Annotated in this window: 15 protein-coding genes; 11 read left to right on the plus strand and 4 right to left on the minus strand. The window is 47.1% G+C overall.

Annotation, left to right across the window (positions count from 1 at the left end; all coding sequences use genetic code 11):
• Positions 1-149 precede the first annotated feature (149 nt).
• From Q9R46_RS07945 to Q9R46_RS07975, 7 genes are all read left to right on the plus strand, one after another.
• Complete coding sequence (locus Q9R46_RS07945; protein ID WP_311279550.1) at positions 150-842, plus strand: metal-dependent hydrolase; 693 nt, start codon at positions 150-152, stop codon at positions 840-842.
• 240 nt (positions 843-1,082) lie between these two features.
• Positions 1,083-2,438: a C4-dicarboxylate transporter DctA gene (gene dctA / locus Q9R46_RS07950; protein ID WP_311279552.1), complete on the plus strand. Its 1,356-nt coding sequence runs from the start codon at positions 1,083-1,085 to the stop codon at positions 2,436-2,438.
• 283 nt (positions 2,439-2,721) lie between these two features.
• Positions 2,722-4,437 carry an alpha,alpha-phosphotrehalase gene (gene treC, locus Q9R46_RS07955; protein WP_311279553.1) on the plus strand — a complete coding sequence of 572 codons (1,716 nt, stop codon included), beginning with the start codon at positions 2,722-2,724 and terminating at the stop codon, positions 4,435-4,437.
• Positions 4,438-4,474: 37 nt separating this feature from the next.
• Positions 4,475-6,469 (plus strand): PTS system trehalose-specific EIIBC component, encoded by a 1,995-nt coding sequence (gene treP, locus Q9R46_RS07960; protein ID WP_145412815.1) that lies wholly within the window; start codon positions 4,475-4,477, stop codon positions 6,467-6,469.
• 243 nt (positions 6,470-6,712) lie between these two features.
• Positions 6,713-7,567 (plus strand): chemotaxis protein, encoded by an 855-nt coding sequence (locus tag Q9R46_RS07965; protein ID WP_145330221.1) that lies wholly within the window; start codon positions 6,713-6,715, stop codon positions 7,565-7,567.
• 37 nt (positions 7,568-7,604) lie between these two features.
• Positions 7,605-7,868 (plus strand): YkgJ family cysteine cluster protein, encoded by a 264-nt coding sequence (locus tag Q9R46_RS07970; protein WP_090920646.1) that lies wholly within the window; start codon positions 7,605-7,607, stop codon positions 7,866-7,868.
• Positions 7,869-7,941: 73 nt separating this feature from the next.
• Positions 7,942-8,145 (plus strand): hypothetical protein, encoded by a 204-nt coding sequence (locus Q9R46_RS07975; protein ID WP_145330223.1) that lies wholly within the window; start codon positions 7,942-7,944, stop codon positions 8,143-8,145.
• A gap of 84 nt (positions 8,146-8,229) precedes the next feature.
• Here Q9R46_RS07975 and Q9R46_RS07980 read toward each other — a convergent pair whose 3' ends face one another.
• Entirely contained in the window at positions 8,230-9,564 is a 1,335-nt protein-coding gene (locus tag Q9R46_RS07980; RefSeq protein WP_145330225.1) for an MFS transporter, read from the minus strand.
• Between the two features lie 77 nt (positions 9,565-9,641).
• Positions 9,642-10,358, minus strand: coding sequence for an O-methyltransferase (locus tag Q9R46_RS07985; protein WP_311279557.1), 717 nt, complete (start codon positions 10,356-10,358; stop codon positions 9,642-9,644).
• Positions 10,359-10,533: 175 nt separating this feature from the next.
• Between Q9R46_RS07985 and Q9R46_RS07990 the strand changes: the two genes are divergently transcribed.
• Positions 10,534-11,433 carry a LysR family transcriptional regulator gene (locus Q9R46_RS07990; RefSeq protein ID WP_311279558.1) on the plus strand — a complete coding sequence of 300 codons (900 nt, stop codon included), beginning with the start codon at positions 10,534-10,536 and terminating at the stop codon, positions 11,431-11,433.
• Positions 11,434-11,489: 56 nt separating this feature from the next.
• On the opposite strand, the gene Q9R46_RS07995 is transcribed toward Q9R46_RS07990, so the two are convergent.
• Entirely contained in the window at positions 11,490-12,215 is a 726-nt protein-coding gene (locus Q9R46_RS07995; protein ID WP_311279560.1) for a YoaK family protein, read from the minus strand.
• Positions 12,216-12,447: 232 nt separating this feature from the next.
• Here Q9R46_RS07995 and Q9R46_RS08000 point away from each other — a divergent pair, with 232 nt between their 5' ends.
• Both Q9R46_RS08000 and Q9R46_RS08005 read left to right on the plus strand, forming a co-directional pair.
• Complete coding sequence (locus Q9R46_RS08000) at positions 12,448-13,194, plus strand: GTP pyrophosphokinase (RefSeq protein WP_311280973.1); 747 nt, start codon at positions 12,448-12,450, stop codon at positions 13,192-13,194.
• A gap of 45 nt (positions 13,195-13,239) precedes the next feature.
• Positions 13,240-14,478: a multidrug effflux MFS transporter gene (locus Q9R46_RS08005; RefSeq protein WP_311279561.1), complete on the plus strand. Its 1,239-nt coding sequence runs from the start codon at positions 13,240-13,242 to the stop codon at positions 14,476-14,478.
• A gap of 78 nt (positions 14,479-14,556) precedes the next feature.
• Here Q9R46_RS08005 and Q9R46_RS08010 read toward each other — a convergent pair whose 3' ends face one another.
• Positions 14,557-15,195, minus strand: coding sequence for a hypothetical protein (locus Q9R46_RS08010; protein ID WP_311279563.1), 639 nt, complete (start codon positions 15,193-15,195; stop codon positions 14,557-14,559).
• 248 nt (positions 15,196-15,443) lie between these two features.
• On the opposite strand from Q9R46_RS08010, the gene Q9R46_RS08015 reads away from it, so the two are divergent.
• The gene (locus Q9R46_RS08015) at positions 15,444-16,064 is read left to right on the plus strand and encodes a flavin reductase family protein (protein WP_311279565.1); all 621 of its coding nucleotides are present in this window, start codon (positions 15,444-15,446) and stop codon (positions 16,062-16,064) included.
• Positions 16,065-16,234 lie beyond the last annotated feature (170 nt).

Here is a 16,234-nt window from a genome sequence, read left to right on the forward strand (position 1 = left end):
TGCATAGCTAGCTGACGAACGTAACAAGGATGGCAGTTTTGCGCTCGCGCAGCGTTCTGAATTATAATAATCTAAAAATATAAGTTGAGTTTTTTTGTTCACACAGCAACGGAGAGGACAACTTATATTAAAGTCAGGAGGAATATGAATTGTTGAATATTACGTACCACGGACACTCCAGTGTACAACTGGGCACAGAAAATAAATCACTCATGATTGATCCATTTTTGCGTGGCAATGAGTTGGCGGTAACCAAACCAGAGGATATCAAGACGGATGTAGTCCTGCTGACACATGCGCACATGGATCACATTCTGGATGCTGAACCGATTGCCAAAGCCAACAATGCCAAAGTGGTGGCGATTGTGGAATTGGCTACATATATGTCGTGGAAGGGGCTTGATACCCTCGGCATGAATATGGGCGGTACGGTGGATCTTGAATTCGCCAAAGCGAAAATGATTCAGGCGTTCCATACGTCCGGCATTGTGCTGGAAGAAGAACAGCGGATTATGTATGCAGGTTTGCCTGCCGGATTTATCATTGATATTGGTGGCAAAACGGTTCTACATGCTGGCGACACAAGCCTGTTTGGCGATATGAAGATGATCGGGGATCGGCATCAAATCGATGTTGCCTTCCTGCCGATTGGCGGACATTATACGATGGGGCCTGAAGATGCATTACAGGCAGCGGAATGGTTTAATGCCAAACTGACGATTCCCGTACATTATGACACGTTCCCCGCGATTCGTCAGGATGCAGAGCATTTTGTGCAGCAGCTGGCTTCCAAAGGGTTGGAGGGTCGTGTACTGGCACCTGGTGAGTCCATTTCCCTGTAAAAAGGAAGCTGGTTTGAGGTCAGATCCATATTCATTATAATTATAAAAGGCGAATGATGCGTCAAGAAAGATGATGCGTCATTCGCTTTTTTTGTGCTGAGCATTCAATTTAAAGGGCAATTGTTGGTCACTATCACAAAATGAACGAAATGGCATTGTAGCTTGAAAGACAGCAATGTTATAAAAAGTTACACGGAAACCAACCGGATATCCGAAACGATTGCAAACGGGGGAGCGTTCATGACATTTGTAAAATCTTTATTTTTTCAGATCATTGCAGCAGTAATCATCGGTATTGGAGTAGGTATGTTGTGGCCCGATCTGGGGAGTCTATTGCAACCCTTGGGTACAGGTTTTATCAAATTAATCAAAATGCTGATTGCACCGTTAATTTTTATGGTCATCGTTACAGGTATCGCTAAAATGGGTGATCTTAAGTCTGTTGGCCGAATCGGGCTTAAAGCAATTTTGTGGTTCGAGCTTGCCACAACGGTTGCACTTGTGCTTGGTTTATGCACAGCCAATCTGCTTCGTCCAGGGGCGGGAATGAATGTAGATCCCGCCAGCATTGACGCCAGCGGAATCGAGGCAAAAACAAAGGGGTCCGAGCTTCCGCATACGGTTGATTTTATGTTGAACATTATTCCAACAAGTGTCGTGGATGCCTTTGCCCAGAATGCCCTGCTGCAAGTGCTGCTTGTTGCCTGTCTGTTCGGGGTTGCCTTGGCAGCCACGGAGAGCAAGGCTAAGGAAAATGTACTGAACCTGATGGAGCAGCTACTTGGGATTGTGTTCCGAATGATCGGTTACATTATGAAGCTGGCTCCGATAGGCGCTTTTGGTGCAATGGCCTACACTATAGGGGCGTACGGCGCTTCCACCCTTTCCTCCTTTGGATTGTTAATATCGGCTTGTTACGGCGCTGCTCTGTTATTCCTGTTGCTGTTAGCGCTGGCTGCCTGGTGGATTACAGGGCTGAACTTTATACAGTTTGTCCGATACACTCGTTCAGAAGTGATGCTCGCGATTGGAACAGGCTCATCAGAAGTTGTGATGCCGCGTATGATGGACAAGCTGACGAAGGCGGGGTGTGATCGTGCAGTGGTTGGACTGGTGGTGCCTACGGGATACTCATTTAATCTGGACGGGGCTTCCATCTATCTATCGTTAGCGACGGTCTTTGTTGCTCAGGCTGTCGGCATTGACCTGACCTTGGGTCAAGAGATCACCATTCTGCTGGTGCTGATGCTAAGCTCGAAAGGCATGGCGGGTGTTCCCGGTTCGGCGTTTCTTGCTCTGTCAGCTACGGCGGCGGCAGTGAATGCTTTTCCGGTAGCAGCAGTGGCTCTGTTGCTCGGTGCAGACCGCTTTATGGATACGATGCGTGTTTTTACGAACCTGATGGGGAACTGTGTAGCGGCATTTGTCGTTGCGAGATGGGAAGGATTGCTCGATCAGAAACGGATGCGTGCTGTGCTCTCCGGTGAGATTAGCGCCGCTGAATTGGAAGCAGAAGAAAAGGCTGCGCGAGCTACATTGAAGCTGAATCTTCGAGAGAAACAGGGCCAATCCTTAGCAACACCCGAGGTGCTTTAATTGTGAAATAGATTGAAGTTATATCTTTCAACCGTCTGAAAAACCGGGATTAGTCCAGGGGAACAGACGGTTTTTTGGTGATGTAATACACATATCATGGAGTTTGCGAGACGAATTCTTCAAATAAATGTTACAGCTAAAACATTAATGGGGAATGAGTAGAAGAGAAGCAGAATGTACATATTTGCGTTTCAACTTGTATATACATGTTTAGTTATGTAATATAGATGATGAAATATCCGAGGAGTCTGGTTAGAGCAATACAACAATTGGAGGCGTTAACATGAGTTCGAAGAATACAGAGCCATCATCGTGGTGGAAGCGGTCTACGGTGTATCAGGTGTATCCGAAGAGCTTCAATGATACAACAGGATCAGGGACTGGCGACATACGGGGGTTAACGGAGAAGCTGGATTATTTGCAGCATTTGGGGATCGACATTGTTTGGTTGCAGCCCGTATACGTTTCCCCGCAGCGTGATAACGGGTATGACGTAGCAGACTATTACCGCATTAACCCCGACTATGGAACGATGGAAGATTTCGATGAATTGCTTGCCGAGCTGAAAGCGCGTGACATGAAGCTGATGATTGACATCGTGGTGAATCACTCCTCAACCGACCATGAATGGTTCAAGCAGTCTCGTTCATCGAAGGACAATCCTTATCGGGATTATTACATTTGGAGAGACCCCGCGCCGGACGGCGGTGTACCGAACAACTGGCAATCGAAATTTGGTGGGCCAGCTTGGCAGTATGATGAGCAGACCGGACAATATTATTTAACGTTGTTTGATCAAACGCAGGCAGACCTGAACTGGGAGAATGAGGAAGTACGCAAGGCTGTCCGCGACATGATCAAGTTCTGGGCGGAAAAAGGAGTCGACGGTTTCCGGATGGACGTCATTAACCTCATTTCCAAAGATCAGCGTTTCCCGGACGATGATGGCAGCGTGTCACCGGGTGATGGACGCAAGTACTATACAGATGGGCCACGAGTGCACGAATATATTACGGAAATGTACGATGAAGTATTTGGGCCCTATAACATGGTGACGGTAGGGGAGATGTCCTCGACTACGCTTGCGCACTGTATTCGTTATTCCAATCCGGCTTCAAGAGAATTCTCGATGACCTTTAACTTTCATCATTTGAAGGTGGATTACCCAGATGGACAGAAATGGGAACTGATTCCATACGACTTTGAATCCATGAAGCAACTGTTCAGTGAGTGGCAGACCGGAATGCAGGCTGGTGGCGGCTGGAATGCACTGTTCCTGAACAACCATGATCAGCCGCGTGCGTTATCCCGCTTCGCAGATGATGGAGAATACCGTGCGGAGAGTGCCAAAATGCTGGCGACGACTTTACATGGATTACAAGGTACGCCTTATGTCTATCAGGGCGAAGAGATTGGTATGCCTAACCCCGTTTGGAATGACATCAGCGAGTTCCGCGACATTGAGTCCACCAATATGTATCGTTTGTTGCAGGAAGAGCGGGGCAAAACGGCCGAAGAGGCTTTCCAGATTGTGAAGGAGCGTTCCCGGGATAATTCCCGGACACCGATGCAGTGGGACGGTACGGCTAATGCTGGATTTACAACCGGAACACCTTGGCTCAAGGTGGATGAGAGATATCCGTCCATCCATGTGGAGGAGCAGATCGGCAACCCGGATTCCATCTATCATCATTACCGTAAGCTGATCCATTTGCGTAAAGAGGTGAATGTCCTGACTGACGGTTTGTACGAACGTTTGGATGATGCGCACGCTGAAGTGTTTGCATATGCACGCGCCAACGGGAATGAGACATTAATCGTAGTGTCCAACTTCCGTAAACAGGATACAACCTTTCAAGTTCCTGAAGCGGTCTGGAACAACCATATTGCAGGTAAATCACCTGAACTTCTGATCAGCAATACGGATGCAAAACCTGAGCTGAAGCAAGAACTCTCGCTTAGTCCGTATGCTTCTTATATGTGGTTAATCAAGCAGTAACAGAATGAATTCCATTTTATAAATAGGAAGTGACACTATGGCAATCGATAAAAAACAAGTCGAAGAGATCGTCCGGGCCGTCGGCGGCAAAGACAATATTGAAGCGGCGACGCACTGTGTAACGCGATTACGCTTTGCTTTGTATGACGAGGACAAAGTAGACACAGAGCTACTTGATCAAAATGATCTGGTCAAAGGGCAATTCTCTTCCCAAGGCCAATTCCAGGTCGTCATCGGTCCAGGTCTGGTGGATAAAGTCTATGAAGAGATGATTCAGATTACCGGAGGCGAACGGTCTTCCAAAGATGATGTGAAAGCAGCCGCGGGTAAAAAGCAAAATCCGTTGCAGCGTGCCATCAAAACGCTCTCGGACATTTTCATTCCGATCTTGCCAGCAATTATTACAGCGGGTCTACTGCTCGGGATTAACAACATTTTGACAGGTCCTGGTATCTTCTTTGATGGGAAATCATTAGTGGATGTGTATCCGGCATGGAAAGACCTGGCTTCCATCATTAATACCATTGCAAGCACCGCGTTTACATTCCTGCCCGCTTTGATCGGCTGGTCAGCAGTGACCCGATTCGGCGGCAGTCCGCTGCTCGGGATTGTGCTGGGTCTGATTCTGGTACATCCTGATCTGCTGAGTGCATATGGTTACGCTGATGCGGTGAACAAAGGAACGGTTCCGACCTGGAATCTGTTTGGCTGGGAGATTGAGAAGATCGGTTATCAGGGTCAGGTACTGCCCGTATTGGTATCGGCGTATCTGCTTGCCAAGATGGAAGTTTTCCTGAATAAAAGGGTGCATGATTCCATCAAATTGCTGGTCGTAGCTCCTGTGACATTGCTGGTTACCGGATTCCTGGCATTTACGATTATCGGACCGGTTACGTTTGCAATTGCAAACGCCATCACATCCGGTTTGATTTACATCTATGATTCGTACGCTGCGCTGGGTGGTTTGATCTATGGTGGTCTGTACGCGTTGCTCGTTATTACCGGTATGCACCATACGTTCCTTGCCGTAGACGTACAGCTAATTGGTAGCCAAGGCGGCACCTTCTTGTGGCCGATGCTCGCTTTGTCCAATATTGCGCAGGGTTCGGCGGCACTTGCCATGATGCTCGTGTTACGTGAGAAGAAAATGAGAGGGCTTGCGGCGACCTCATCCGTATCTGCTTTCCTCGGAGTGACCGAACCGGCCATCTTTGGGGTGAATATTCGTTACCGTTATCCGTTTATTTTCGGTATGGTCGGTTCCGCTATCGGTGGTGTACTGCTTACGATGAATAATGTTCAAGCTACGTCCATCGGTGTAGGCGGTGTGCCTGGATTCCTGTCCATTTTCCCGGATAAATGGGGGGTCTTCTTTATCGGTATGGCCATCGTTCTGGTGGTGCCGTTCCTGTTGACCGTTGTGTTTGGACGGGCGAAGCTGAGAAAAGAAGATCGACTGATGGCGAACGGAGAGTCCGCTTCAGGGATCACATCTGCCGAGACAGCAGCAGGAACAGAGATGGCTGAGCGCAATCGTAGTACAGCGAAGTCTGAAAATGCATCTGCAAAAACACTCGAAGTTATGGCGCCAATGACGGGTAAAGCGGTACCGCTGGAGCAAGTTCCTGACCCGGCGTTTGCCGAAAAACAAATGGGTGAAGGCATCGCAATCGAACCTTCGGGCAATCAGGTGGTTGCCCCATTTGACGCAAAAGTTGCACATGTCATTAAGAGCAAACATGCGGTTATATTGGAACATGCGAGCGGACTTCAAGTGTTGATTCATGTCGGCATTAATACGGTATCCCTTAAAGGGGAAGGTTTCTCTATGTATGTAGACACGGGTGATCGCGTGAGAGCCGGAGAGAAGTTGCTTGAATTTGACCGTAACATCATCGAAAATGCGGGTTATCCACTCATTACGCCTGTCATTATCCCGGATGGTCAGGATATGGTTGAACGGATTGAGACGGTGACAGGAGATGTGACTTCAAGTCAGAACGGCGTTCTCAAAATTTATCTGAAAGAATAAATGCATATTTGCTTGTAGTCAAAAGGAGCTGTGAAACCTGCAGCTTCTTTTGGCATTTACAGGTGTGATTTTGCATAGGCATCATGATAAAATAGTTATGTGATCAAGTAATTACAAATTTTGATAATAAGTCGAAGTGCACTCTTTTGGTGCTTCAGTTGAATGTCAGTCATACGGAGAAAAAGCAGTTCATACAGTGGGTGTACAAGGAGCGTTCCTAGTCAAATGATAAGGAGGAAAGCCATGACTCGGGTAGCGGTGATGGTCATTCATGGACTGGGTATGCAAAAAGAAAACTACGCTGACAAGCTGATCGCTTGCTTGAGCAAAGAAATGGAACGTGTTATGGTGCTGCCAGGCGCCGCGAAACAGATGCTTGATATTGAACCCGTCTTCTGGGCCGACGTGTTCGAGGAGCGTGAAGAGGCTTTGTTTCAACAGCTGGTTCGCACACCGGGATTAAACTATCAGGCATTGCGCCGTTTTGTCATTCATTATCTCGCCGATGCGGTGGCTTACCAACCTGTAGAGAACCAAGGACATCATTATGATGCTGTGCACCGAACGCTGAATCAGGCCATGCACGTTCTCGCACAGCGCAATGGGCCGGAAGCTCCGCTTTGTGTCATCGCTCATAGTCTCGGAGCTGTCATTGCAAGCAACTTTTTCTATGATCTGCAGTATCCGTCATCCAACCGAATACCGGAAATTGTGGATGTGAACTCTGCTTTGGAGCGGGGAGATACGCTGACCAATTTTTACTCCTTTGGCACAACACTGCCGCTATGGAGTCTGCGCTACGATAATTTCAGCCGTCCCATTCGGGTGCCTGCGCCGCAGGCCACGCATTACTTTCCACATCTGGAAGGGGAGTGGGTTAATTTTTATGAAAGCAACGATATATTAGGTTATCCACTGCGTCCCATTGACCCGGCATATGCGGCCGCTGTGAAGGAGGATATTGAGGTGCGTGTCGGTGGACCAGCTACAAGCTGGAATCCACTGAGCCACGGAGGATATTTTACCAGTGAGCACATGAACCGCAGAATCGCTCAAGGATTAGCACGAACATGGACATGGGTAAATCGCTCAAAGTAACAGAGTGTTATACGAGGCAAACGAAGGAGGAAACATCATGGAATGCAGGACGGGATGTGCCGCATGTTGTATTGCCATATCCATATCATCACCGATTCCCGGCATGCCTGAGGGCAAACCTGCGGGAATGCGATGCATCCAGCTGACGGACGATAATCGTTGCGGTATATTCGGTCAAGCCAGCCGCCCGGCGGTATGTAGTGGATTGCAGGCTGAGGAAGCGATGTGCGGCAGCAACAATCAAGAAGCCTTTCATATTTTGACACAGTTGGAACGACAGACAGCACCGGGCCTAAGATGAAAGACTTGTTTGATTATAGAAGGTTAATTATACTTAATATGGAATAATATTGATTGTGGAAGGGGGATTAATAATGGATTGGATGAAACGTCTGGTGAAAGTGGTTGGCCATATGATGAGCGATCTGTGGATGGGGTCTTATCGTCGCAACTCTGATCATTACGATGAGCAAGCTCCAAGTCCAGAAAATAAACCGAGATATTACACTTTTGTTGTTCTAGCAACGGTGGTCACCCTGGGTATTGTCGTTATTATGTATAATCCAAAATATTGGTAGGTAATCAAGGAGAAATAATTCAAAAAAGAGAGTATCCCGTGAGTGCTAGAGCATGGGGATACTCTTTTTTTTAGTTGTTTATGGTTACGATCTGTCTGCAAGAACAGTAACAGAGGGCTTTGGCTCTCTAAACATGAAGAAGTACATCAGGGAAGAGATGACGTAGAGACAGCCTGTAATGCTGAACGTAATCGCGTATCCCCAATAAGTTCCGTAGGTAGTAACCAGATATGACTGCACTGGCCCCATCGTCGCCCAACCAATCATAAACGAAGTTTGCATCATGGAGTTGGCAATCCCGCGGCGTTTATCCGAGATCCGATCCACTAATATGGCGGAATGAATTGGATTAGCAGCATTCATGAGCGCTTGCCTGAACAAAAAGCTGACGGATGCAATGAAAAGCAGGTTCGTAAAACCTGTGAATAACAGGAAGGGCAGCGATAATACTTGGAAAATAACGACAGCTCGTACACTGCCAACTTTGGCAGCTAACGTTGGGCCAATCAGCATGGATACAATGGTCATGATCTGACCGAGTGCAATCAGGATGCTCATGCCGCTTAACGATACGGCGAAGCGATTCGTAAAATACAAATTCAGATAAGGCACAACGAGTCCTGATCCTAATCCGATCAGCAACTGTGTCACAATGAACTGACCAATCAGCCTGGTATCTCTTTTTTTAATACGTGTGTCATCATCAACGGGGAGTGGTGTAATTACAGCACGAGTAAGCTCTGCTTCAGCCCCCTGGACAGAGTGTTGGTGAGGCTGAAGCTGTTTCGGTTTTAGATCTGTCCGAGACTCCTGATTCTCGGTTACAAAAAGCAACGGAATAAATGCCGCTAGAGTCGCAGCTCCGCCCATAAATAGTACCGTCTGCAATCCGGTGACTTTGGCCATGCCGGCAGCATGAAGCACGTCTGCAAGCACGCCTCCGCCCAGACTGCCAAGAACCTGAGATGCGAGCACCAAAGAGGAATAATAACTGAACATTTTGAGGCGCTGGCTTTTTTTGACGTTCTCTGCGAGATAAGGAATGGCGAGTACCTGGAAAACACCGGCAAACAGGCCGGAAAATACAGCAAACCAAATCAACCCGCTCGCGGCATAATCGAAGGATCGTCCGATTAGAAAAGCACCGCTGAATAGCGCCCCGATAATCAACAGTTTTTTGCGGCTGAACTTGTCACCGCTAAATCCAATAGGAATGAACATGATTGCTGTAGCAAGAGATTGGATACTGACAATTTGGCCATTCATGGTGTCATCGTAACCTAAGCCTTGAATGTACAGATTATAAAGAACCGAGAACATGCCGTTTCCGATCTGATACAGCAGACTTGCCAGAAAGAACAGTTGAATATTGCGAGACCACCCGCCAATTTCAACATGGATCTGTCGTAAAGCTCTCAAGTAACTCCCTCCAGTCTGCCTGTGCAGTGATACCAGTGTAACAGGAAAGGCAGATTTTCGGAAGAATTGACCACTGTTTATTTTGTTACAGGGGCATCTGTGACACGAGCAATCACAAATCCATCGTATCCTTTACTGCCCACGGTTTGCAGTGCCGTGGCTTCAAGATGAGGGTGATCTCCGATGCATTCGAGGAAGGTTCGAACCCCTTGAACTCTCGGGTCTTCACTGTCAGAGTGAATGACTTCCCCATCCCTGATAATATTATCTCCGATGATCAAGCTTCCTGGTCGTGTCAGACGCAAAGCCCATCTCAGGTAATCCGGATTGCTCGGTTTATCAGCATCGATGAAAATCAGATCAAAGGGTTCAGGGTACTCTTCCTTAATATCTGGGAGGGAGGTTAGTGCCGGGCCTACTCGAAGGTCTACTTTGTGCATTAGCCCGGCTCGGGTCAGATTGGCTTGAGCAATTTCCGCATGTTTAGGTTCTGACTCCAGCGAAACAATTCGTCCATGATCCGGCAGAGCTCTGGCCATCCAGATGGTGCTGTAAGCACCTAGAGTTCCAATCTCCAGTACGCGCGAAGCCCCCTGTATTTTCAATAATAGCTGAAGGAACTTTCCCTGATTCGGTGTGACATCATGTGACGGTAGCCCTGCTTCTGCATTGGCTTCAAGTGCAGCTTGCAAGTCTTTGTCGTTTGGAAGAAGAAGGCTGTTTATATAATGATCGACCTCATTCCAACGGGCGGGCTGGTTAACCTGGCTATTATTCAATTCATGCTTACTCATTACACATCTTCCTTTCTGTTTGGATGCATTTGTATTTCTTATAATTCAACTATAGAGGAGATTGAAATATAAATAAAATATATATTTTGTATGTTAATATATAATTAAGTTATATAATGTGATGGATAAAATGTTGGATCATTACGCCAGTAAGTAAGGAAGGGGGAGAAGTTGTATGAATTTGCATGGATTACGATTGTTTCACGCCATTGTGAGGTACGGCGGAGTTACCCGGGCTGCGGAAGAATTGAATATCAGTCAACCTGCGGTTTCTTCTCAGGTAAAACGATTTGAGCGTGAACTAGGCATAGGGCTGTTTGGTTCCGAAGGACGAAAACTTGTGCTTACCGATGCAGGGAAACATTTAATGGAATATGCCGAGCGTTTGTTTATGCTGGAACAGGAGGTGGAACAATTTGTAGAAGACATGAGGGAGGGGAGAAAAGGACTGATTCGTCTTACGGCGACTTACTTGCCGGCCAATTTTTTGCTGCCGAGTTGGATTGCCACGTTCAAGCAAACGCATGAGGATGTTGAGCTTGTCGTAAGCACAAGCAATACACAGATGGCTTTTGACCAGTTGCTTCGTTATGAAGCCGAGATTGCAATATACGGAGGAAGTGGAGTCAGTCATCCGGGTGTGCATTGGGATAAGTTATTCGAGGATGAAATGTGGTTTGTGGTGCATCCAGATCATCCGTATGCAGGTCAAAACATTACATTGCACGAGATGATGGCTGAGCCATTCATCATGCGTGAGAAAGGCAGTGCAACACGAGATCGACTGGCTGCCTTGTGCACGACCAATAACCTGCCCTCCCCACGAATAACACTTCAGTTCAACGGATTAAACGAAACGATTAGCGCAGTAAAGGCAGGATATGGCGCTAATTTCATCTCATCCCTTGTTGTAAGAGAGGACGTTAATCAAGGTAAACTTGCCCGTGTATATGTACAAAACGTACAGTTACAGAATACGATTGCCATCTGTACACGGGCAGGAGAACAGTTGTCGCCAGCAGCAAAACAATTGGTTCAATGGATCAGGCAAGAAGCACTTGCCATGCACTCTTAAATAAATTGTTCAGTATTATGAACGTGTTTCAGCAGCGCATCATCGCAAATGTCCTCTCACTCCGGATTACGATGTAGCTCTAATTCTTTGCCCCAAGACGTGAATCTTGCCTGGAGTGTTACGCCGGCAATGACCAGTACAGGAACCCAGACCGCTACTAGTGGCACATGATGGAAAAGCAATGCTGCGATGATGACCCCGCCGAGATAGATCACAACTGCGCCTGCACGCAGGTAGGCGTCTGTAGACAGCGCTTTGACCAAGGAGCGGATATTGGCATGTCTTAACCGATGAAGAATGCTTACAGCATCTTCAATCACCGCCGCCAGATTATTGGTGAGCACCGTTGTCGAGATTCCCGCAATACCAATCCTCCGGGCAGCCGTTGTTTGCATCCCCATGGCCACTGCAAGCAGTACAATTAACAGATAGGATAATTGCTCGGAAAAGGGAGTGATCATAAGGATTGCAAACAGCAGAAGTAGTATGCTTTCAACGGTAAATACGGCAGTGACCCGCGGGGACCAGCCATTTTTGATTTTGACTTTTCCAAGCATATGTGCCGCGATCGCATTCCCCGCAATAAAACCGATAAGGGCGAGCAAAGCCCGCAGTACAACAAACTCCTGAGCACGGGCAATAGCGATACCCAGCAACACGATGTTTCCTGTCATATTGGCTGTGAGTACATGCCCAAGCCCTAGATACCCGATGACATCGACCATACCGGCTGACATGCAGAGCAGTAACATGGCGTATTTCTGGAGATGATTTTGATTCATATTTTCCCGTCCTTTCAAGCAAACATAACTTCTCCAGTATACAGCTATTGCACCGCCTTCATCAAAACGAAATCTGAACCAAAGCGGCACACGTCCATTTCTAAAATTCGTTTATTCATGTCAGATGTTTTATAATGATATAGAAGACATGTCATAAGACCAGCGTTCATACGAATGTATACAAGTTGGTTATCAAATCATAGTGGTGTCAAAAGAAAGGAAGAAACTGATGATGAATGCTCCGCATCCGATTGACCAGTTCAAGAAATTCAAATACGAAATTACACGATTTATGATGATCTATAAATTTGCGCTGGATCAGATGGAAACCAAAATAGAAGTGCTGAAAGAAGAGTTCCAGTCCCTTCATGACTACAGTCCGATTGAGCATACCAAGTCGAGATTGAAGTCTCCCGAGAGCATTATGAATAAAATGTTCCGTAAAAATCATGAGCTGACGTTTGAAAGCATCAAGCAAAATATTAAGGATATTGCCGGTGTACGCATCACATGTTCGTTCATTTCTGATATTTATCGGATTAAGGATATGCTGTGCAACCAAAGTGACTTGCGTGTGCTCGAAGTGAAAGACTACATCCAAAATCCGAAACCGAACGGTTATCAAAGTTTGCATCTGCTTGTTGAAGTGCCGGTATACATGTCCAATGGCGAGGAACGTGCCTGTGTGGAAATTCAGATTCGTACGATTGCGATGGATTTCTGGGCAAGTCTTGAACATAAAATCTTTTATAAATACAACAAAGATGTTCCGGAACATTTAACAAGAGAACTGAAAAGTGCGGCGGATTCTGCCAACGCATTGGATCACCAAATGGAACGTTTGCACCGTGAGATCCAGGAGATCAAGGACGCCGAGAACGAACGGGATGAGGAGGAGTTACGCCGGATTATTATCAATAATCAACAGTTCACCCTGCCGAACAACTTGCTAAGATTGCTTGGAGGCGGAGAAAACTAAAAATGAACATGGCAACACGATTGGAACGAAAGGGACATCTTTGGGATGAAAAGTAAAGCAGTAGCTTCATTACACACCACGGCTACGCCAAGAGTGAGAATGGCGCTAATTCTCGGGACGCTCTCCGCATTCGGACCGCTGTCTCTGGATATGTATCTGCCAGCCCTGCCAACGCTGGCGGATGAATTTGGCTCGTCCACTTCATATGCTCAGCTTAGCCTGACAGCATGTATGATCGGGCTTGCGCTGGGTCAGTTGCTCGCAGGGCCATTAAGCGATGTGAGAGGTCGCCGAATGCCTCTGATTGCCGGACTTGTGCTTTATACAATTGCGTCTATATTATGCCTTATCAGCCCATCGATGGGCTCGTTTGTTGTGTTACGTTTTATTCAAGGTTTGGCCGGAGCGGCGGGGATTGTCATCGCGCGTGCAGTGGTCAGGGACGTATATGAGGGTCCAGAACTGACCCGCTTCTTTTCTCTGTTAATGCTTATTAACGGAGTGGCACCTATCGCGGCACCGATTATAGGTGGACAAATCCTGACGTATACTTCATGGCGAGGCGTATTTATTTTGCTAAGTCTTATCGGCGTGCTCGCGCTTCTCGCGGTCATCTTTGGTTTGGGCGAGACACTTCCGGCACAAAGAAGATCGAGCGGGGGGCTTAAGCAGACGTTGCTGACGTTTGGCAGCATAGCGAGGAATCGCCGTTTTATGGGTTATGCTCTAACGCAAGGTTTCGCAGCGGCAGGCATGTTCGCTTACATATCGGGATCACCATTTGTGCTTCAGAAAATATACGGGGTGTCCCCTCAAATGTTCAGTATATGTTTTGCCATCAATGGACTTGGCATTATTCTTGCCAGCCAGATTGCAGGCCGGCTTGCCGGTAAGGTATCAGAGACACGGCTGTTAATCGCCGGATTACTTATAGCGGCAGTCGGGGGAACTTCCTTACTTATCGCGATCCTTGCTGGTGGCGGGCTGATTTCAGTGCTAATACCCTTATTCATGGTTGTATCCAGCGTGGGGTTGATTAATACAGCGTCGTTCGCGCTGGCTATGGCGGATCAGGCGAAATCCGCTGGAAGTGCATCAGCGTTGATTGGTGTTATGACCTTTCTGTTTGGCGGACTCGTTGCTCCACTCGTGGGTCTTGGAGGAGAACATACAGCCGTGCCAATGGGAATTGTGATCGCCTGTGCTGATCTGGGGGCATTGTTCTTGTATGTTGTCATGATCGGCAGAAGCAAACCGAAACAGTCCATTTCTACAACTGCATAGTGCTTTGGTATAACCAGGAACGGCCCGCAGGGAAGCATATTCTTCCAATGCGGGCCGTTTTTTTAGTCTGCCTGCCAATCAACAAAGGGCGAACAAAATTTGGGTGTTGAGCAGAATTCCTGGTGTCTGGTATGGATAGAAATAGCCGACAACAAAGCCAAACAAATTAATGGCAGGCCACATTAAATACACATCATTATACGTAAACACGAGCGACCACCGGTTATAACAGAAGTTAGGGAGTACACGCTGCTCTTGATCACGAGGCGCGGCCGCACCTGTCTGTGCAAATTGAACGGCTTGTGTCAAGCTTTGCGGTTGCTGCTGCAGGAAGAGTGGCAGCAGACCAGGACTGCTTTTGATAAGGTTATACAAAAATAACATCTCGGCAGGCGGCTGACCCACCGGGCGAGGATAGGCACTTAGCAAGGAAGGAAGATTCCCCTGAGCTAGCTGTGCTGGCACACCTGGTGCTGGGCCCGGACCAGGAACAGGACCCGGTATGCCGCCAGGGAAATAGGGACCAGGAGGGGTTCCTGCACCAGGAATGAAAGGAGGATAGGAACCCGGGCTTCCGGGAATGCCTGGCGGGGTTTGCCCTCCAGGGAGACTGCCTCCACCTGGGAAGAGTGGAGGGAATTGAATGGAACGCTCTTCGCCGTAACTTGTATAACGACCATCATAATAACCTGCATAAGGGTAATAAACATGGTTCATGTTCAAGAACATCCTTCCTGTCATCTTATTCTGAAAACAGTCTATGACGGTATTCGCCTAGTTGTGATTGTTTAACAAGTGTGTATTAAACGTGAGCAATGAAAATGGAATAATTATCTTGCCGGCAAGTCTATGCAAGTATTTTTGTTTTTATGGACGGTATGCATATATAATAACGAAGAAGAAAGCAGAAGATTACGAAGATGAGGATCGGCCTCATGCATGCGACTAGGAAAGGGGACTTACATATGTATTCACTAAATCCGGAAGAACTCACGGCTAAAGATAATTATAAATTAATGAGCGGTTCAATCGTACCGCGTCCAATTGCCTTTGTAACTACGCTCTCAGATCATGATGGAATTATTAATGCCGCGCCATTTAGCTTTTTTAATGTGGTGAGCTCTGATCCGCCATTGTTATCTATCTCGGTGGGACGTAAAAATGGCGTAATGAAGGATACGGCACGCAATATCCTCGCCCATAATGAACTGGTTGTGCATATTTGTGACGAAGACATTATTGAAGACGTCAATGAAACGGCGGCTTTACTGGAGCCGCATGAAAGTGAATTGGAAAGAACTCGTCTGACAACTGTTCCCAGTTCCGTGGTCGCTGTACCCGGAATTCAGGAAGCGCTGATCCGGATGGAGTGTAAGCTGTATCAGCATATTCCGATCTCGAATGATGAAGGCGTGCCTGTAAGTGACCTGCTTCTGGTTCGTATCGTGCAGTATCATTTTAGCGAAAAGGTCTATCTTGCAGATAAAGGGTATATCTTGATGGATCAGTTAAAACCGGTCAGTCGTCTGGCAGGTAATGATTATGCCAAACTGGGTGATCGATTCACGGTTATTCGCCCCGAATAATTGGATATGAAATGAAACCGCTAGGACGAACAGCCCCATGTAGCAAATACATGAGGCTATTTGTCTTTGTTTCATTAGGAACATAATCATGTTTGGTCATGAATAGACTTGTACTACATAAAGCATATCTTATGGTGCTAACCGTAATTAAAATCCAATTTATATGTAGA

The sequence above is a fragment of the Paenibacillus sp. RRE4 genome, from assembly GCF_031844205.1.
Lineage (GTDB): Bacteria > Bacillota > Bacilli > Paenibacillales > Paenibacillaceae > Paenibacillus > Paenibacillus xylanexedens_B.